This window comes from uncultured Chitinophaga sp. (assembly GCF_937898475.1).
Classification (GTDB): domain Bacteria; phylum Bacteroidota; class Bacteroidia; order Chitinophagales; family Chitinophagaceae; genus Chitinophaga.
On the sequence record NZ_CALEJS010000010.1, the window covers coordinates 200,074 to 216,195 of the forward strand.

The 16,122-nt window shown below is 50.6% G+C and carries 8 protein-coding genes; 3 read left to right on the plus strand and 5 right to left on the minus strand.

The window, feature by feature from the left end; genetic code table 11:
- The first annotated feature begins 7 nt into the window (after nt 1-7).
- Nucleotides 8-1,903, plus strand: a complete 1,896-nt coding sequence (locus tag Q0577_RS01270) for a tetratricopeptide repeat-containing sensor histidine kinase (protein WP_298731990.1) — start codon at nt 8-10, stop codon at nt 1,901-1,903.
- Nucleotides 1,904-1,977: 74 nt separating this feature from the next.
- Here the strand turns inward: Q0577_RS01270 and Q0577_RS01275 are convergent, their stop codons facing one another.
- A complete protein-coding gene (locus Q0577_RS01275; protein WP_298731992.1) occupies nt 1,978-2,976 on the minus strand; it encodes a beta-ketoacyl-ACP synthase III in 999 nt (332 codons plus the stop codon).
- 150 nt (nt 2,977-3,126) lie between these two features.
- Here Q0577_RS01275 and ruvA point away from each other — a divergent pair, with 150 nt between their 5' ends.
- Both ruvA and sprA read left to right on the plus strand, forming a co-directional pair.
- Nucleotides 3,127-3,714, plus strand: a complete 588-nt coding sequence (gene ruvA / locus Q0577_RS01280; protein WP_298731994.1) for a Holliday junction branch migration protein RuvA — start codon at nt 3,127-3,129, stop codon at nt 3,712-3,714.
- Nucleotides 3,715-3,750: 36 nt separating this feature from the next.
- Complete coding sequence (sprA, locus tag Q0577_RS01285; protein WP_298731996.1) at nt 3,751-11,031, plus strand: cell surface protein SprA; 7,281 nt, start codon at nt 3,751-3,753, stop codon at nt 11,029-11,031.
- 446 nt (nt 11,032-11,477) lie between these two features.
- Here the strand turns inward: sprA and Q0577_RS01290 are convergent, their stop codons facing one another.
- The 4 genes from Q0577_RS01290 to Q0577_RS01305 all read right to left on the minus strand — a co-directional run bounded on the left by Q0577_RS01290 (nt 11,478) and on the right by Q0577_RS01305 (nt 16,084).
- A complete protein-coding gene (locus Q0577_RS01290; protein ID WP_298731998.1) occupies nt 11,478-12,989 on the minus strand; it encodes a malate:quinone oxidoreductase in 1,512 nt (503 codons plus the stop codon).
- Between the two features lie 131 nt (nt 12,990-13,120).
- Complete coding sequence (locus tag Q0577_RS01295; protein WP_298732000.1) at nt 13,121-13,258, minus strand: hypothetical protein; 138 nt, start codon at nt 13,256-13,258, stop codon at nt 13,121-13,123.
- Between the two features lie 135 nt (nt 13,259-13,393).
- On the minus strand, nt 13,394-14,149 hold the full coding sequence (locus Q0577_RS01300; protein ID WP_298732004.1) for an SDR family oxidoreductase: 756 nt from the start codon (nt 14,147-14,149) through the stop codon (nt 13,394-13,396).
- Nucleotides 14,150-14,164: 15 nt separating this feature from the next.
- On the minus strand, nt 14,165-16,084 hold the full coding sequence (locus Q0577_RS01305) for a gliding motility-associated C-terminal domain-containing protein (RefSeq protein WP_298732006.1): 1,920 nt from the start codon (nt 16,082-16,084) through the stop codon (nt 14,165-14,167).
- Nucleotides 16,085-16,122 lie beyond the last annotated feature (38 nt).

Below are 16,122 nucleotides of genomic sequence, written 5' to 3' on the forward strand. Positions count from 1 at the left end.
AGCACATATGCGACTGATGCTGACATACATACTGCTTCTGCTCTTCAGCTACAGGACTTCCGCCCAGTCTGAGGAGATCGCAGCGCTGCGCCGGCAGCTGGCCCAGGTAAGGGACAGCATCACTTATGTCGACCTGCTGAATCAGCTGGGCTTATATTACCACCTGAGCAGTACCGACAGTTGCTTCTGGTATGCTACCAAAGCCAGGGAAACAGCCACCCGCCTGAAATACAAACGAGGCAAAGCAGGCGCCTTAAGAAACCTGGGTATTGTCTCTTCACAGAAACTGAACCTGCCGCAGGCCATTGCCTATGAACAGGAAGCCCTGCAACTGTATCGCGAAGCAGGTGATTCTGCAAACGTCTGTCACATGCTGAACAATCTGAGCATAGACTTCGAGGAGAGTGGCAATATTGCCATGGAGCACTACTACCTGGACCAGGCCATGACCCTGGGCAGTCAATTATCCAACGATTCCATGTTCAGCCTTGTGCTCAGTAATTACATACTCGAATATAACGCAGACAGCACCCGCCAGGATTCGGTAGAGTGGGCGCATGGACGCCTGCACGCTATTGCAGACCGCTACCCTTACTCCAGGGAGTGGTTCTATGCGCGGATGTTTGATGCCGTGGTGCTCCTGAAGAACGGGAACGGTAAAGCCGGAGAATCGCTGATCAATAAAGTGGCAGATACTGCCCGGCAAAAAGGCTTTGTACACCTGGCCATTGCCGCCTACTACCGCATACTCGATGATTTTATTCCCGGCGGGTTTAAAGCAGACAGCGTAATATACCTGGAAAAAATATTCAGGCTTTCTCAAAAGGCCGGGTTCTATGACGAGATGATAAACACCTTGCCTGCTTTATACAGGCATTACAGCGCGGCAAAAGATGCAGGTAAGACCGCCATTTATGGCAAAGCTATCGCTGAACTGGCAAAACACCAGCTGTCCCTGTGGAAAGACCGCCAGCAAATCAATTATACAGGCTATTTTCTTAAAGAGCGTGAGCTAAAGGCCCTGCAGCTGGATAACCAGGTGCAGCAACAGGCCATTGATCAGGACAACCTGCAGAAGGCCAACCGCCGTTTGCTCCTCCTGCTGCTGGGCAGTCTGTTGTTACTGGTGGCCATCATTCTCATTGTTTATTACCGGTCTTATCTCAGCTCGCGGCAATATGAACGGCGCCTGGCTGCCATGAACTTTTCCATTTCAGAAAAGAACCGCTTACTGCGCGCCAACGATGATTTCAAGAACAAGCTGATTTCCGTAGTGGCCCATGATTTCCGCAAACCGCTGGATGATATTATACGGATGGCGGTCATGCTGCAAACACATTCACTGGACCGCGAAGAGATGATGCGCACCATTGACCAGGTGCAGGCTGCCTCCGGTAAAACCCTGGATATTTTTGAGAGTATCCTCCGCTGGATCAAGTCCCAGTTGTCAGGATTTATCTATGCCCCGGCCCCCTGCAATATCAGGAATATGGTGCAGGAAGCATTGTTAAGCGTGCAGACAGATGCAGCAGGGAAAAATGTAACAATAAAGACAGATATACCCGGCACCATACAGGTAGCCGCAGAGCGGGAAATGCTGCAGTTTGTTCACCGCAGCCTGCTTAACAGCGCCGTGCAGTTTTCAATGCCCGGAAAACAGCTAAGTGTTGGTGCGCTGGAGGAAGATGAAGCGGTAAAGGTTTGGGTAAAGGCAGAAAGCACCATCAGCACTACCTTGCTGTTGCCACTGTTTGTTTACAGGGGGAGAGATTATAAACCCGGCGATGCCGAGCTTACCCTGATCATCTGTAAGGACTTTATGGATAAAATGAGCGGCCATATCAGCGCTATCCCCGACGGGGAAGGACTGAAATTTGAATACGTATTGCCGTCTTTTCATTGAACAGCTGCCAGCTAATAATGATCATTGCATCAAACCGCCTCAATCACTGGTAGCCAGCAGCTAATAGCTAACAGCTATTCCGGATCATACGCCCACTTAATATAGCTGGCGCCCCAGGTAAATCCGCCGCCAAAAGCAGCCAGTACCAGGTTATCGCCTTTTTTCAGTTGCTTTTCATAATCCCACAGGCATAAGGGAATAGTGCCCGCGGTAGTATTGCCATAGCGCTGTATGTTCATCATCACTTTTTCTTCCGGCAGCCCCATCCGCTGTGCGGTGGCATCAATGATACGCTTGTTGGCCTGGTGAGGTACCAGCCACGCTACACTCTCAGAGGTCAGCTGGTTGCGTTGCATGATCTGGTGGGCAGCTTCCGCCATGTTGGCCACTGCGTATTTGAACACCATCTTGCCTTCCTGGTATACAAAATGCTCGCGGTTGGTCACTGTTTCTATAGTGGCCGGGCGGGCAGAACCACCTGCTTTCATGAACAGGTATTCGCGGCCATGGCCGTCGCTACGCAGTACACTGTCCAAAAGACCAAAGCCTTCTTCACTGGGCTCCAGCAGCACGCCGCCGCCGCCATCGCCAAAGATGATGCAGGTGGTACGGTCAGTATAGTCAATGATGGAGCTCATTTTATCGGCCCCGATCACCATTACTTTCTTATAACGTCCGCTTTCAATGAAACGGGCGCCGGTATCCAGGGCGTACAGGAAACCAGAACAGGCAGCGCTGACGTCAAATCCCCATGCGTTCTTGGCGCCTATCTTATCTGTCACTACATTGGCTGTAGCGGGGAAAACCATGTCTGGTGTAACAGTGGCCACTATCAGCAGGTCTATCTCTTCCGGGCTGATCCCCCTTTTTTTGCATATATCCAGGGCTACCGGTGCGCATATCTCGGAAGTCCCCATGTTTTCTCCCTTTAGTATTCTTCTTTCTTTGATACCTGTGCGTGTGGTGATCCACTCATCAGTTGTATCTACGATCGTTTCTAACTCCTTATTGGTAAGAACATAGTCAGGAACATAACCACTCACTGCTGTAATAGCAGCCGTTATTTTGCTCATATTAGGTATTAATTGTTTTATAACAAGGCGTAAAAATACGATATTAAAAGAATTTCAAAAGTCTTAAGTTGTCAGCCATAATTCTTCTCCTTTTGCAATGAATTTATCTCTAACGACTTTTTTAGTAAGTTTGTTTACTTATTAATCTATATGATCGCTTACCTTAATGGCAAATTAACCCACAAAACGCCTGCCATGGTGCATGTGGAAGTTCAGGGAGTAGGATATGAGGTACAGATCAGTTTAAATACCTATTCCCGTATCCAGGGTTTGGAGAACTGCAAACTGCTCACCTATCTGCATATTAAAGAAGACGCCCACACCCTGTTTGGTTTTGCTGACGAGGCAGAACGGAGTATGTTCCTGCTCCTGATCGGGGTGTCTGGCATTGGCGCCAGCACTGCCCGTATGATGCTGTCTTCCCTGCAGCCGGAAGACATTCAGCGCGCCATTGCCATGGAAAATGAAAAAATGCTGGAAAGTATCAAGGGGATTGGCGGTAAAACGGCCAAACGTATTATCCTGGAGCTGAAAGACAAGATAAGAAAACACAAGGATGCAACCCCACAATTATCTGTGGCAGCAAACAATACATTGTCGGAAGATGCGTTAAATGCATTGGTAACCTTGGGTATAGCCCGTAACGTGGCAGAACAGGCTATTCAGAAGGTACTGAAAACAGAACCACTATTGCAGGACTTGGAAGGGCTGATAAAAAAGGCCCTGAAAGGTCTATAAATTTATTACCCTGACCTCTATAAAAACCTATTTCGCTTGGCAAGAAAGACATATTATGGTGCTTTTGCAGTAATAGGCGTCGTATCTTTTTTTATTGTTGACACTGCCGCAAGGGAACGTTCGGGAACTCATTATCAGTACGAAAATTGGAAAATTGATACAACCGGCAAGGATTCGAGCAGCAAGACCGATACCCTGAAATATCCGATAAAGGACAGGTATGGAAATGGCATCACAGACCCCGTCCGGAACGCAATCGATCTGAAGGATCCCGCTAACATTAAAAGAACTGTAGACTACGATCCGGTAACCAAACAATACACCGTCACCGAGAAGATCGGCGACCAGTACTATCGTGCCCCCACCTACATGAGCTTTGACGAGTTCTATAAGCTCCAGTCGGCCCAGAGTGAACAGCGTTACTGGCAGAAAAGGGCTTCCACGCTCGGTAGCCTGAACCAGATGGGCTCCGGCCCCGCCCTCTACAACGGAAGCAGCGTTTTTGACCGGGTATTTGGGGGCAGCAAGGTAGACATCCGCCCCCAGGGTAGCCTGGACCTCACCTTCGGCTACCAGGGCCAGAATATTAAGAACCCTGTGCTCGTTGAACAGGCGCGTAAGAACGGCGGGTTCGATTTCGACATGAACATCAACATGAATGTTACCGGGAAGATCGGTGACAAGCTGAAACTTATTACCAACTATAATACCCAGTCTACCTTCGATTTTGAAAACCAGATCAAACTGGAATACACAGGTTATGACGATGAGATCATCAAAAAGATCGAAGCCGGTAACGTAAGCTTCCCCCTCCGCAGCTCCCTCATTTCCGGGGTGCAATCTCTGTTTGGTATCAAAACCCAGCTGCAGTTTGGCCGCCTTACCGTTACCAGCGTATTGTCCAACCAGCGCTCCCAGAAGCAGAACCTGATGCTGAAAGGAGGCACCCAGGTACAGGATTTTACCATCCGGGCAGATGAATATGAAGACAACCGGCACTTCCTGCTGGCGCAGTTTTTCCGCGATACCTTCAATTATGCCATGTCTAACCTGCCTATTATACGGTCACTGTCTTATATCAATCGTATAGAGGTATGGGTCACCAATAAAACCGGGGCTACCACCAATACCCGCGATGTAGTGGGTTTGATGGACCTGGGCGAATACCGGCCCTATAACCCCAACATCCAGGTGATGACCAGCGTAAGGCAGCCAGACCGTGGTACCAACAACCTTTACAGCCAGCTGGCCGGCGACCCGGCCGCCCGCTATACCGGTACCGTGGTAAGCCGCCTGCTGGCTTTAGGCCTGCAGCCGGTACAGGAATTTGAAAAAACATTTGCCCGCAAGCTGGACTCTACGGAGTATACCGTTAACCGGCAGCTGGGTTATATCTCACTGAACCAGCAGCTGCAGCCAGACGAAGTACTGGCAGTTGCCTACCAGTATTCCTATAACGGCCGCATCTTCCAGGTGGGCGAGTTCTCACAGGATGTGCCGCCAGACCAGAACAACAGCGCCAACCAGCAGATCCTCTTCCTGAAATTGCTGAAAGCGACTTCCGCCCGTCCCACGTTGCCCATATGGGACCTGATGATGAAGAACGTTTACTCTACCAATGCCTTCCAGCTGAACCGCCAGGACTTTAAGCTGGATGTTTACTATAAAGACCCGGGCACAGAAGACCGCGCACCCAGTGATAAACGCTATATCCCCGATGCCAGGGGCGAGTTCCAGGGAGCACCCATCATCACGATCCTTAACCTGGACCGCCTTAACAACCAGAACGACCCCCAGCCCGATGGGGTGTTTGACTATGTAGAAGGATATACTATCAACTCCATGAACGGCCGCGTAATGTTTCCTCAACTGGAACCCTTTGCCGATGGCCTGAGAAAAGCCTTTGGCGGCGATGCCGCCCTTGAAAAGCAATACCTCTACAACGTACTGTACGACTCTATTAAAGTGGTGGCCCAGCAGTTCCCGCAATTGAACCGCTATGTGCTGAAGGGCTCTTATAAATCTGCCAACTCCTCGGAGATCTCCCTTGGCGGCTACAACATCCCGCCCGGCTCTGTAACGGTTACCGCCGGCGGTCAGCAGCTGCGTGAGAATGTGGACTATGTGATAGATTATAACCTGGGCCGTATCAAGATCATCAACGGTGGGGTGCTGAACTCAGGTGTGCCTATCAATGTGCAGTTTGAGAACAACGCGCTGTTCGGTCAGCAGGTCCGTAACTACCTGGGCACCCGCCTGGATTATTACGTGAACGATAAACTGAGCCTGGGCGGTACCATGGTAAAAATGAGCGAAAGGCCCTATTACCAGAAAGTGAACTACGGGGACGATCCCATTAATAATACCGTGGTGGGCCTGGATGTGAACTATAACTCTGAATGGAAAGGCCTCACCCGCATGCTGGATAAGCTGCCCAACTATAGCACTACCACCCCTTCCAACATCCTGTTCACCGGCGAGGTGGCGCGCCTCTTTCCGGGTCACAGCAAGCTGGTAAACGCCGCAGGCAGCAGCAGCGGCCAGGTGTTCATAGACGATTTTGAAGGCTCACAAAGCGGTTATGACCTTAAGTTCCCGGCTACCAGCTGGGTACTGGCGTCTACCCCCGCCGGCGCTACAGACGCCAACGGCAATATTCTTTTCCCGGAAGCCGTTCTCAGCGACTCGCTGGACTATGGCAAGAACAGGGCAAAACTGGCCTGGTATATTATCGAGCCTACCCTGCAGATCCCCAATTCACCGGGGCTGCCTTCTAATATTACAAAGGAAATGCAGTCTGACCCACGGGTACGCCTGGTATACCAGAAGGAAGTATTCCCGAACCGCTCTACAGACTTTGGCCAGAGCCAGCTCAGTACCCTTGACCTGGCTTACTATCCAACGGAAAGAGGGCCTTATAACTTTTCTCATACCCCTGCCGACATTTTACCGGACGGGCGTTTAAGGAACCCGCAGGGTAAGTGGGCCGGTATCATGCGCGCCATTGATAACAGCGACTTCGAAACGGCCAACGTGGAGTTCATTGAGTTCTGGATACAGGATCCATTCATCCGGCAGCCCAACAGCACCGGCGGCCAGCTGTACTTCAACCTGGGTAACGTTTCTGAAGACGTGCTGAAAGACTCACGCAAGTTTTTCGAGAACGGTCTGCCTGATCCGAACCAGAACGCCAACCAGCTGGATTCTTCCCACTGGGGCCGCATTCCCAAATACCAGCAGCAGCTTACCCAGGCATTTGATAATGATCCCAACATCCGGGGCTACCAGGACGTAGGGTATGATGGCGTACGATCTAATAACGGGGATGACGACGAAAGGAATTTTTACAGGAACTACCTCAACCAGCTCCTTGCCAGCTTTGGTCCTAACTCACAGATCTACCAGGACGCCCTGCGCGACCCGGCTAATGATGATTACCACCACTACCGCGGTGATGACTACGACAGGGACAAGCTCGACATCCTGCAGCGTTATAAAAGGATCAGCAACCCTGAAGGCAACTCCCCGGTTTCCACCGGCAGCTCCCAGTATTCTTCTGCCGCTACCAACATACCCGAATCAGAAGACCTGAACAGGGATAACACTATGAACGAAACGGAAGAATACTTCCAGTACCGCGTTGAGCTGAAACCCAACATGAATGTGGGCGAAAACTATGTGGTAGACAAGATCACGGCCAATGTAGACCTGCCCAACGGGCAGAAAACGCAGGAGGTATGGTACCAGTTCAAAGTGCCGGTCAGCCAGTATGAGCGCCGGGTGGGTAATATTCCAGACTTCAAGTCCATCCGCTTTATGCGTATGTTCCTTACCGGCTTCCAGGATTCTACCGTTGTACGCTTTGCCAAGCTGGACCTGGTGCGTAATCAGTGGCGCCGTTACCAGTATAAACTGCAACCCGGCGATCCTGTTCCTATCGATCAGTCTACCGTATTCAATACCACCGCTGTTAATATCGAAGAGAACTCCTCCAGGAGGCCCATCCCTTATGTAATGCCCCCCGGAGTAGTACGCCAGAATACCATCAGCACCAATAATACCACCCTGCAGCTCAACGAACAATCGCTTTCCCTGCAGGTATGTAACCTGAAGGATGATGACAACCGTGGTATCTCCAAGAACCTGGGCCTGGATATCCGCCAGTACAAGCGTATCCAGATGTACATCCACGCAGAAGCAACAGAGAATGCATCAGCGCTGAAGGATGGCGATGTACGTGCCATCATCCGCCTGGGTAGCGACTTTGTAAGCAACTACTACGAATACCAGATACCGCTGAGGGTAACACCCTGGTCTGCTTCAACAGACGCTTCCGCCATCTGGCCTGACTCCAACAATCTTGACCTGGAGCTGGCAAAGCTGAGCCAGATGAAACAGCGCCGTAACCTCTGCGACAACTGTTCGCCCATCACCCCCTATACTGAAATGGACGGCAGCAACTATATGACCGTGGTGGGTAACCCCAACCTGGGCGATGTGAGAAGTGTAATGATTGGTGTATACAACCCGAAAGATGATGGTATGCCCAAATGTGCGGAAATATGGTTTAATGAGCTGCGCCTGACCGACTTTGACGAAAAAGGCGGTTATGCCGCCATGGGCCGTATGGATGTGCAGCTGGCAGATCTTGGCACCGTGAGCGTTTCCGGTAATATGCACACCGCCGGTTTTGGTAATATAGACCAGCGGGTAAATGAGCGTTTCCGCGACAACTACACACAGTATGACATTGCGGCCAACCTTGACCTGGGTAAACTGCTGCCCAAAAAGGCCAGCATTTCCATCCCCGTGTATGCGGGTTACTCGCAATCTGTGAGCAACCCGGAATATGATCCATATGACCTGGATATTAAGCTGAAAGATAAATTGCGCATGGCCCGCAATGCAGCCGAGCGGGATTCCATCAAACGGGACGCGCAGGACTTTACCTCTATCAAGAGCCTCAACTTTACCAATGTCCGCAAACTGAACCAGGGCGGGGATAAGCTGAAACTGTGGAGTATCGAGAACTTTGATCTGAGTTACTCGTTCTCCCAGATCAATGCCCATAACCCCCTGATAGAAAATGACGTGCTCACCAAACACCGTGGAGGCCTGGGTTACAATTTCGCGGGGCAGAGCAAGTTCCTCATGCCATTCAAGAAGATGTTCAAGAGCAAGTCCAAATGGCTGGACCTGATCCGCGACTTTAACGTGAACTATGTACCTTCCATCATCAGTTTCCGGGCAGACATCACCCGCCAGTTTGGCGCCACCCGGATCCGCAACGTGGGGGGAGACGGTACCTATAAACTGCCTGAAACGTATAACAAGTACTTTACCTTTGACCGTTACTATGGCCTGAAATGGGATCTTACCCGCAGCCTTACCATAGACTTCAACGCCGTAAACAATGCGCGTATTGATGAACCTTATGGCCGCCTTGATACGAAAGAGAAGCGGGATACGGTGCGGAAAAACCTGTTTAAGTTTGGCAGAACTACCAACTACTTCCATTCACTGAACGTGACCTATGCATTGCCCACCACCAAGTTCCCCCTGCTGAGCTGGACCAACGTTGCGCTGGGGTATAGCACGGAATACCGGTGGACAGGCGCTTCCCGCCTGGCGCTGGAACTGGGTAACGCTATTGAGAATATGCAGAACAAAACAGTAACGGCAGAATTTAAGTTCTCCGAACTGTACAACCGTTCCAAATTCCTGCGAAGGATCAATAGCAACGGCCCGCAGGGCGGTAATAACAATAACCGCAATATGCAGGGACAGAACATGCAGGGCAATCAGCAGCAGAATAACCAGCAGCAGAAGAAAGATGATAGTGATGATGAATTGTCGCCTTTTGTAAAAGCTGCCCTGAAACCGCTGCTGTCAATAAAGCGTATCGCCATCAACTATTCTGAAAATGCCGGCACCCGTTTGCCGGGGTATATAGACAGTACCAAGATACTGGGTATGAACTGGGCTACCATGGCCCCCGGCATTGGCTTTGTATTAGGCAAACAGCCCAATAAGGCCTGGCTGGACGATTTTGCCAAACGGGGCCTCATCACACCGGATACCCTGTTCAACATCCAGTACCAGCAGCAGTTCACACAGCGCCTGGATGCGCAGGCCCAGCTGGAACCCTTTCCCGATCTGCGTATTGACCTGAACATTACCAAGTCATTTACCAAAACGCACACAGAGCTGTTTAAGAACGCCTTTGATTCAATAGGCGGCGGCTATGACTACCAGCACCTCAGTCCCTATGATGCGGGTGGCTTCGAGATCACTTATATAGCTGTGAAAACCCTGTTCGGCAGCATCGATTCAGAAACCGGTATGTCTACCACCTTTAAGAATTTTGAGAACTACCGGCTGGCCATCTCTAAAAGGTTGTATGAACAGAATGGATATAACCATGATCCCAACAACCCGGTACCTGTTAATAACAGCAAAGACCCGAATTATTACTACGGTTACAGCCGTTATGCGCAGGATGTGCTGATACCCGCTTTCCTGGCCGCCTACACCGGTAAGGATCCTGATAAAATAGGGCTGCTGAAGCAAAGCAATTCCAATGTACGCAGCAACCCGTTCAGCAATTTTATACCCAAGCCCAACTGGCGGCTTACCTATAACGGTCTTACCAAGCTGGAGCCGTTCCGCAACATCTTTACGAACTTTGTAGTGACACATGCCTACACTGGTAACCTCAGCATGAACTCCTATAATACAGCACTGCTGTACCAGGATCCGCGCTTACTTGGAGTTCCGGGATTCATCGATACGGTTTCCGGTAACTATATCCCGTACTTCCTGGTGCCCAACCTAACCATTACGGAACAGTTTGCGCCGCTGATCGGGTTTGATATGACCTTTACCAACAGCCTGAACTGCCGTATTGAATTCAGGAAAAGCCGTTCACTCAGCCTCAGCCTGATAGATTACCAGCTGACGGAGATCCGCTCTACCGAGATCATCCTGGGTGGCGGCTACCGTATGCGCGGCTTCCCGCTGCCTTTCCGGGTGGGCAAGAATGGCGGCAAGAAGCTGGAAAATGACCTCAACTTCCGCCTGGATCTGAGTTACCGCGACGATAAAACGGTCAATAACCGGCTGGATGCTGACCTGGTGATACCTACCAGCGGCCAGAAGGTGATCGGTATTGCGCCATCAATAGATTATGTAGTGAATAACAGGCTGAACCTGCGCTTCTTCTATGACCGCAGGCAAACCATACCGGTGATTTCCACGGCCTACCCGGTTATCAATACCAGGGGTGGCCTTACCCTGCGGTTTATGTTAGCACAATAGATCGTTTCCTTTATAGAAAAGACCGTCCGCCTGCCTGGCGGACGGTCTTTTTTTATGCCAGGTAACATTAGGATATCATGATGATAGGTCTGCTAACTGTATACCACAGGTAGTTGAGCGGTAGATGTCTGGTACCTATAAAGATACCGGACATCTACCGCTCAACTACGGGACATATACCGGACATGTACCGGACATCATGCATACAACCCGCAATCTGTCTAGTCCTAAAATAGCTATACAGGTGAATAAAATAGTCCTGATACTGGTTATACATCCGAGTCCATAAGTCCTAAAAAAGCGCTACAGGTCATAGCCGATGCTTTATTGCCAGGTAGACCGGGGGAGTGTCTAGTCCTAAAATAGCTTTGCAGGGGAATAAAAAGCAAGCGGGTGTATCCATCAGATACACCCGCTTTTTATAACAATAACTATAATTTGTTTCTTCAGATGCGAACCGAAGTCTCTTCCTTTATCTCCAGGTTAAGTGTGCTGTTTGACCAGTTCCTGATCTCGTTGCAAAGCCCGGGGTTGTCAGAAAGTTTTTTACCGTAGGAGGGGATCATCTCTCTCAGTTTGGCCTGCCATTCCGGGGTGGCCATCTGCTGGTTAAAACAGCGGTTCAGCAGGTCCAGCATGATGGATACGGCGGTAGAGGCCCCGGGAGAGGCGCCCAGCAGGGCGGCAATAGAACCATCGGCGGCGCTAACCACTTCGGTACCGAACTCCAGCACACCGCCGTGCTCGGGATCTTTTTTGATCACCTGTACACGCTGACCAGCGGTTTCCAGGTCCCAGTCTTCCATTCTGGCGTTGGGAACAAATGCCCTGAGCGCCTCCAGGCGGTCTTCCGGCGATTGCCTTACCTGCTCAATGAGGTACCTGGTGAGGGGGATATTGTCTATCCCTGCTGCCAGCATGGGGCGTATGTTGTAATATTTGATGGACTTTGGAAGGTCCATGAAGGATCCGTACTTCAGGAATTTAGTGGAGAAACCGGCATAAGGGCCAAACAGCAGGGCCTTTTTGCCGTCAATAACCCGGGTATCCAGGTGAGGTACAGACATGGGCGGCGCACCTACAGAGGCTTTGCCATATACTTTGGCCGCATGTTCCTCTATCACGTCGGGGTTATTACAGATCAGCCACTGACCGCTCACCGGGAAACCGCCAAAGCCTTTTCCTTCGGGGATGCCTGACTTTTCGAGGAGGGGCAGTGAACCGCCGCCTGCGCCAACAAACACGAACCTGGTATGTACGGTGCGTTTGCGGTTGGTGGTAGCGTTCCTCACAGTGATCTGCCAGCGGCCGTCGTCGCCTTTTTCTATGTCTTTCACCTCATGGGCGGTGTAAATGCTTACCCCATCCTGTTTGCGCAGGTATTCGCAGAGGCTGCGGGTAAGGGCGCCGAAATTAACATCGGTACCACCTTCCATCAGGGTAGCGGCCACTTTCTGGGAGGGATCCCTGCCTTCCATCACCAGGGGCATCCACTGTGCCAGCTGTGCAGGATCTTCTGAATACTGCATGTCTGCAAACAGCGGGTTATTTCTCAACGCCTGCTGGCGTTTTTTCAGATATTCCACATTAGCAGCGTCCCAGACAAAGCTGATATGGGGCACCTGGCGTATAAAGCTTTCTGGCTTTTTAACAAAGCCCTGTTGTACCAGGTAAGCCCAGAATTCTTTGGACACTTCAAAAGATTCAGCAATTTTGATGGCTTTGGAGATATCAATGCTGCCATCCGGGCGCTCAGGAGTATAGTTGAGCTCGCAAAAAGCGGAGTGGCCGGTACCCGCATTATTCCAGGCGTCAGAGCTCTCTCCTGCAATAACGTCCAGCCTTTCGTAAATCTCGATGGTGGTTTCCGGTTGCAATTTCTTGAGCAACATGCCAAGGGTCGCGCTCATTATCCCTGCCCCAATTAACACAACATCAGGCGCTGCTTTTGAAGACATATCTTAGTATTAGCTGTTTAGGCCTGCAAAATTAATACCTAAAGTTTACAAACCGAAACCTTAACCGGAAACTAAAACGGTTCCGGAAGTTACCGGAACCGTTTCAAATTCTTTCTTCTACATCACATACATCAACTGTAGCCAAGAGAGTAACCTTTAGCCCAGCGGCCGTAATTATTTCTGCGGGACCTTTCTGAGTAAAAGCGCCACTCCTGCTTCCACCTGGGATAGTACAGGCGCAACATGAATACTATTACAAATGTTAGCATAGGGATATGGTTATAGATTATAGGATAGTTAGCATTGCATTGGTTGTAAAACTGACAATTTATTAACGCTGATCAAATATAATGATTAGTTCAAATATATTCAAAATATTTAACCTATAAAATCACATGTTAATGTTAATTTCTATCGTAGTAATAAGCGCTGGCCTGCTGAAGGGGTGTTATTTCCAGGTCATTGATGCATACATGAGGGGGCAGGGTTGCGCAATAATAGATCACATCTGCCACATCTTCAGCGCTTAAGGGGGTGAGCCCGGTATAAACGTTCTTTGCCTTGTCTTCGTCTCCCTTAAAGCGTACCAGTGAGAATTCTGTTTCTGCGGCGCCGGGGCGGATATTGGTCACCTTGATCCGGTAGGGCAGCAGATCCACCCGCATGGCCTGGGATAATGCCGCCACCGCCGCCTTGCTGGCGCAGTAAACATTGCCTTTGGCGTATACCTGGTTGCCGGCAATGGAGCCGATATTGATAATGTGGCCCTGTTTACGGGCTTTCAGCCATGGGATCACTGCCCTTGACACATATAACAGGCCTTTTACGTTGGTGTCTATCATCTCGTTCCAGTCTTCCGGGTTGCCCTGATCAATGGTACTGAGGCCTGCGGCCAGTCCGGCATTATTTATAAGCACACTTACCTGTTTCCATTCCTCAGGTATCTTATCCAGGGCGGCATACACGGCCTGCTCGTCTCTTACATCAAAAGTAAGGGGCAGCACTTTTACCCCGTGCTGCTGTTCCAGTGTGGTCTTTAAACTGGTTAAACGTTCCTGCCTGCGGCCGGTAATGATCAGGTCATATCCGCCGGCGGCAAACTTTTCAGCGCAGGCCTTTCCAAAGCCGGCAGTAGCGCCGGTAATAAGTATGATAGCCATTCTGTTTGTTTTTTTTTACCTCACCAAAGTTACCGTTCCTTTCCGTAAAACCACCTGCCCTTGTAAATCTTTGCCCCGCAGTATCCAGGTATAGGTGTCCACGGGAGCGGGTCTGCCTTTGATGGTGCCGTCCCATCCGTTGCGGAAGTCTACGGAGGAGTAGATCTCCTGTCCCCATCGGTTGTAGATACGGAAGAATTCATAGGAAACGATGCCCACGGGAATGAAGCGGAAGCGGTCATTCATCCCGTCGCCATTGGGAGAGAAGGCGTTGGGCACATAAATATCCGGGCCCAGGTAATATTTGATGTTGATGGTGTCATAGGCAAGGCAGCCCTCTGCAATGGATACTTTCAGTATGTACTGTATATCCTCATTCCAGTTCACAATGGGATCGGGGATGCTGTTGTTGCTCAGGCCAATGGCCGGCTGCCATTCATAGAAATCGCCGCCCCGGGCGTGCAGGGGAAGCGGCTGTCCTCTGGCCAGGATGGTGTCGTTGCCTGCAAAGGGATTGACCTCGAATAAGCGCAGGTTATGGGTAGCCTGCTTGCTGCAGCCCTTATCAGTATCCACTGTAAGCGTAATGGTATAGATTCCGCCCAGCGGGTAACGTATGTTTACCTCGGGTGTGCCTGCGGTAATGCCGGGCATGCCCAGGTCCCAGTAGCGGTTGGTGATCTCTCCGTACACATAGGTGGAGGTATCCCGCAGCTGCACGGGCTGCTCGCGGCATAGGCCGCTAACGGTAAAGCCGGCACGCAGGCCGGGATAGTTGTTAATGATGCCTGTACTGCTGTCTACACAGGGCAGCCCCCTGTTCAGGACCAGCTTCACGGTATATTGCCCGGTATCAGGAAACTCGTGGAAAAAGACGGTCTTCTCGCGGGTAATGGTATCCGTGCCGTCGCTGAAGGTCCAGTAGTAGGTAGATGTAAAGCCGGCGTTGCTGAAATTGGGAATAGGTACGCGCAGATCAACAGAATCTACGCAGTTATTGATCACATCCGGCACGTTGGCTCTTACATCTGCCTTACATGAGTATACCGTCAGCAGAATGTCTTTATGGTGCGAGCCGATGAACTGTTTGGTCCTGCGGTCAAATTCATTTACGCATACCGATACCACAAATTTTCCCGGCCGCGTAGGGGTGCCGGTTAACAGTCCCCGCTTATCTATAGCGATGACGGGACTGCCCCCCATAGGATTTTCTCCGGAGTAAGGTGGTATGTAGCTTACAAAATCGTCATAAGGCGGTGGGGTAGTGGCATTACTTTCATTCCGCGCAGTGCCGCCGGTTAAGGCGCTGCACAGGCTGTAGGTCAGGCTGTCGCCATCGGGATCAAAAGCAGCATAGTCATAACGGAATGCAAAGTCGGCGCAGATCACAATGGCCACGTCTTTATTAAAATAAGCGCTGTTATTATTCGGCCGGCTTTCCGTTCCGGGTATAACGGTATAAAACGTGCTGCCTTCCTGTTCGGAACTGTAGATATTGGTCAGCTTTTCGCCGCGGCAGCAGCGCTGGTAGGCCACGTAATACCCGCCGTAACGGGGCTCCAGCTCTATGGTGTCACGATAAAAGGCTACTTCCAGGTGCTGTGTCTGTGGTGAAAGGCATGGGTTCTTCAGCGTGTCGTTCATGGGTTGTATTTCCTGTATATATAGCAGTATGGGCGGCAGGGCCCGGGTGCCGGAAGCGGTGTATATATTGATAGGTACGGGATTTTCGAAATGATCCAGACATCCCTGGCGATCGCCGCAGGTAAAGTCTGCATCGCGGTATAATTTCAGGGTAATAAGGTAGCGGTAGGCGCCACTGCTGTTGTTGTAGCCGATGGTAGCGTAAAAGATCTCTCCCCCAATAATGTGGTAAGCACCTGCTATAACGTGGATCAGACAGCAGGCAAGTGTAAGGAGAAGGACTTTGCTCATGAAAGTTGGCACATGCCCTCTGAATTTACTAAAATTCC

Excerpts from the sequence above, each read along its gene's own strand:
- Q0577_RS01270 (WP_298731990.1), top strand. The coding sequence starts at position 8 with ATGCGACTGATGCTGACATACATACTGCTTCTGCTCTTCAGCTACAGG.
- Q0577_RS01275 (WP_298731992.1), bottom strand. The coding sequence starts at position 2,976 with ATGAGCAAAATAACGGCTGCTATTACAGCAGTGAGTGGTTATGTTCCT.
- ruvA (WP_298731994.1), top strand. The coding sequence starts at position 3,127 with ATGATCGCTTACCTTAATGGCAAATTAACCCACAAAACGCCTGCCATG.
- Q0577_RS01290 (WP_298731998.1), bottom strand. The coding sequence starts at position 12,989 with ATGTCTTCAAAAGCAGCGCCTGATGTTGTGTTAATTGGGGCAGGGATA.
- Q0577_RS01295 (WP_298732000.1), bottom strand. The coding sequence starts at position 13,258 with ATGCTAACATTTGTAATAGTATTCATGTTGCGCCTGTACTATCCCAGG.
- Q0577_RS01300 (WP_298732004.1), bottom strand. The coding sequence starts at position 14,149 with ATGGCTATCATACTTATTACCGGCGCTACTGCCGGCTTTGGAAAGGCC.
- Q0577_RS01305 (WP_298732006.1), bottom strand. The coding sequence starts at position 16,084 with ATGAGCAAAGTCCTTCTCCTTACACTTGCCTGCTGTCTGATCCACGTT.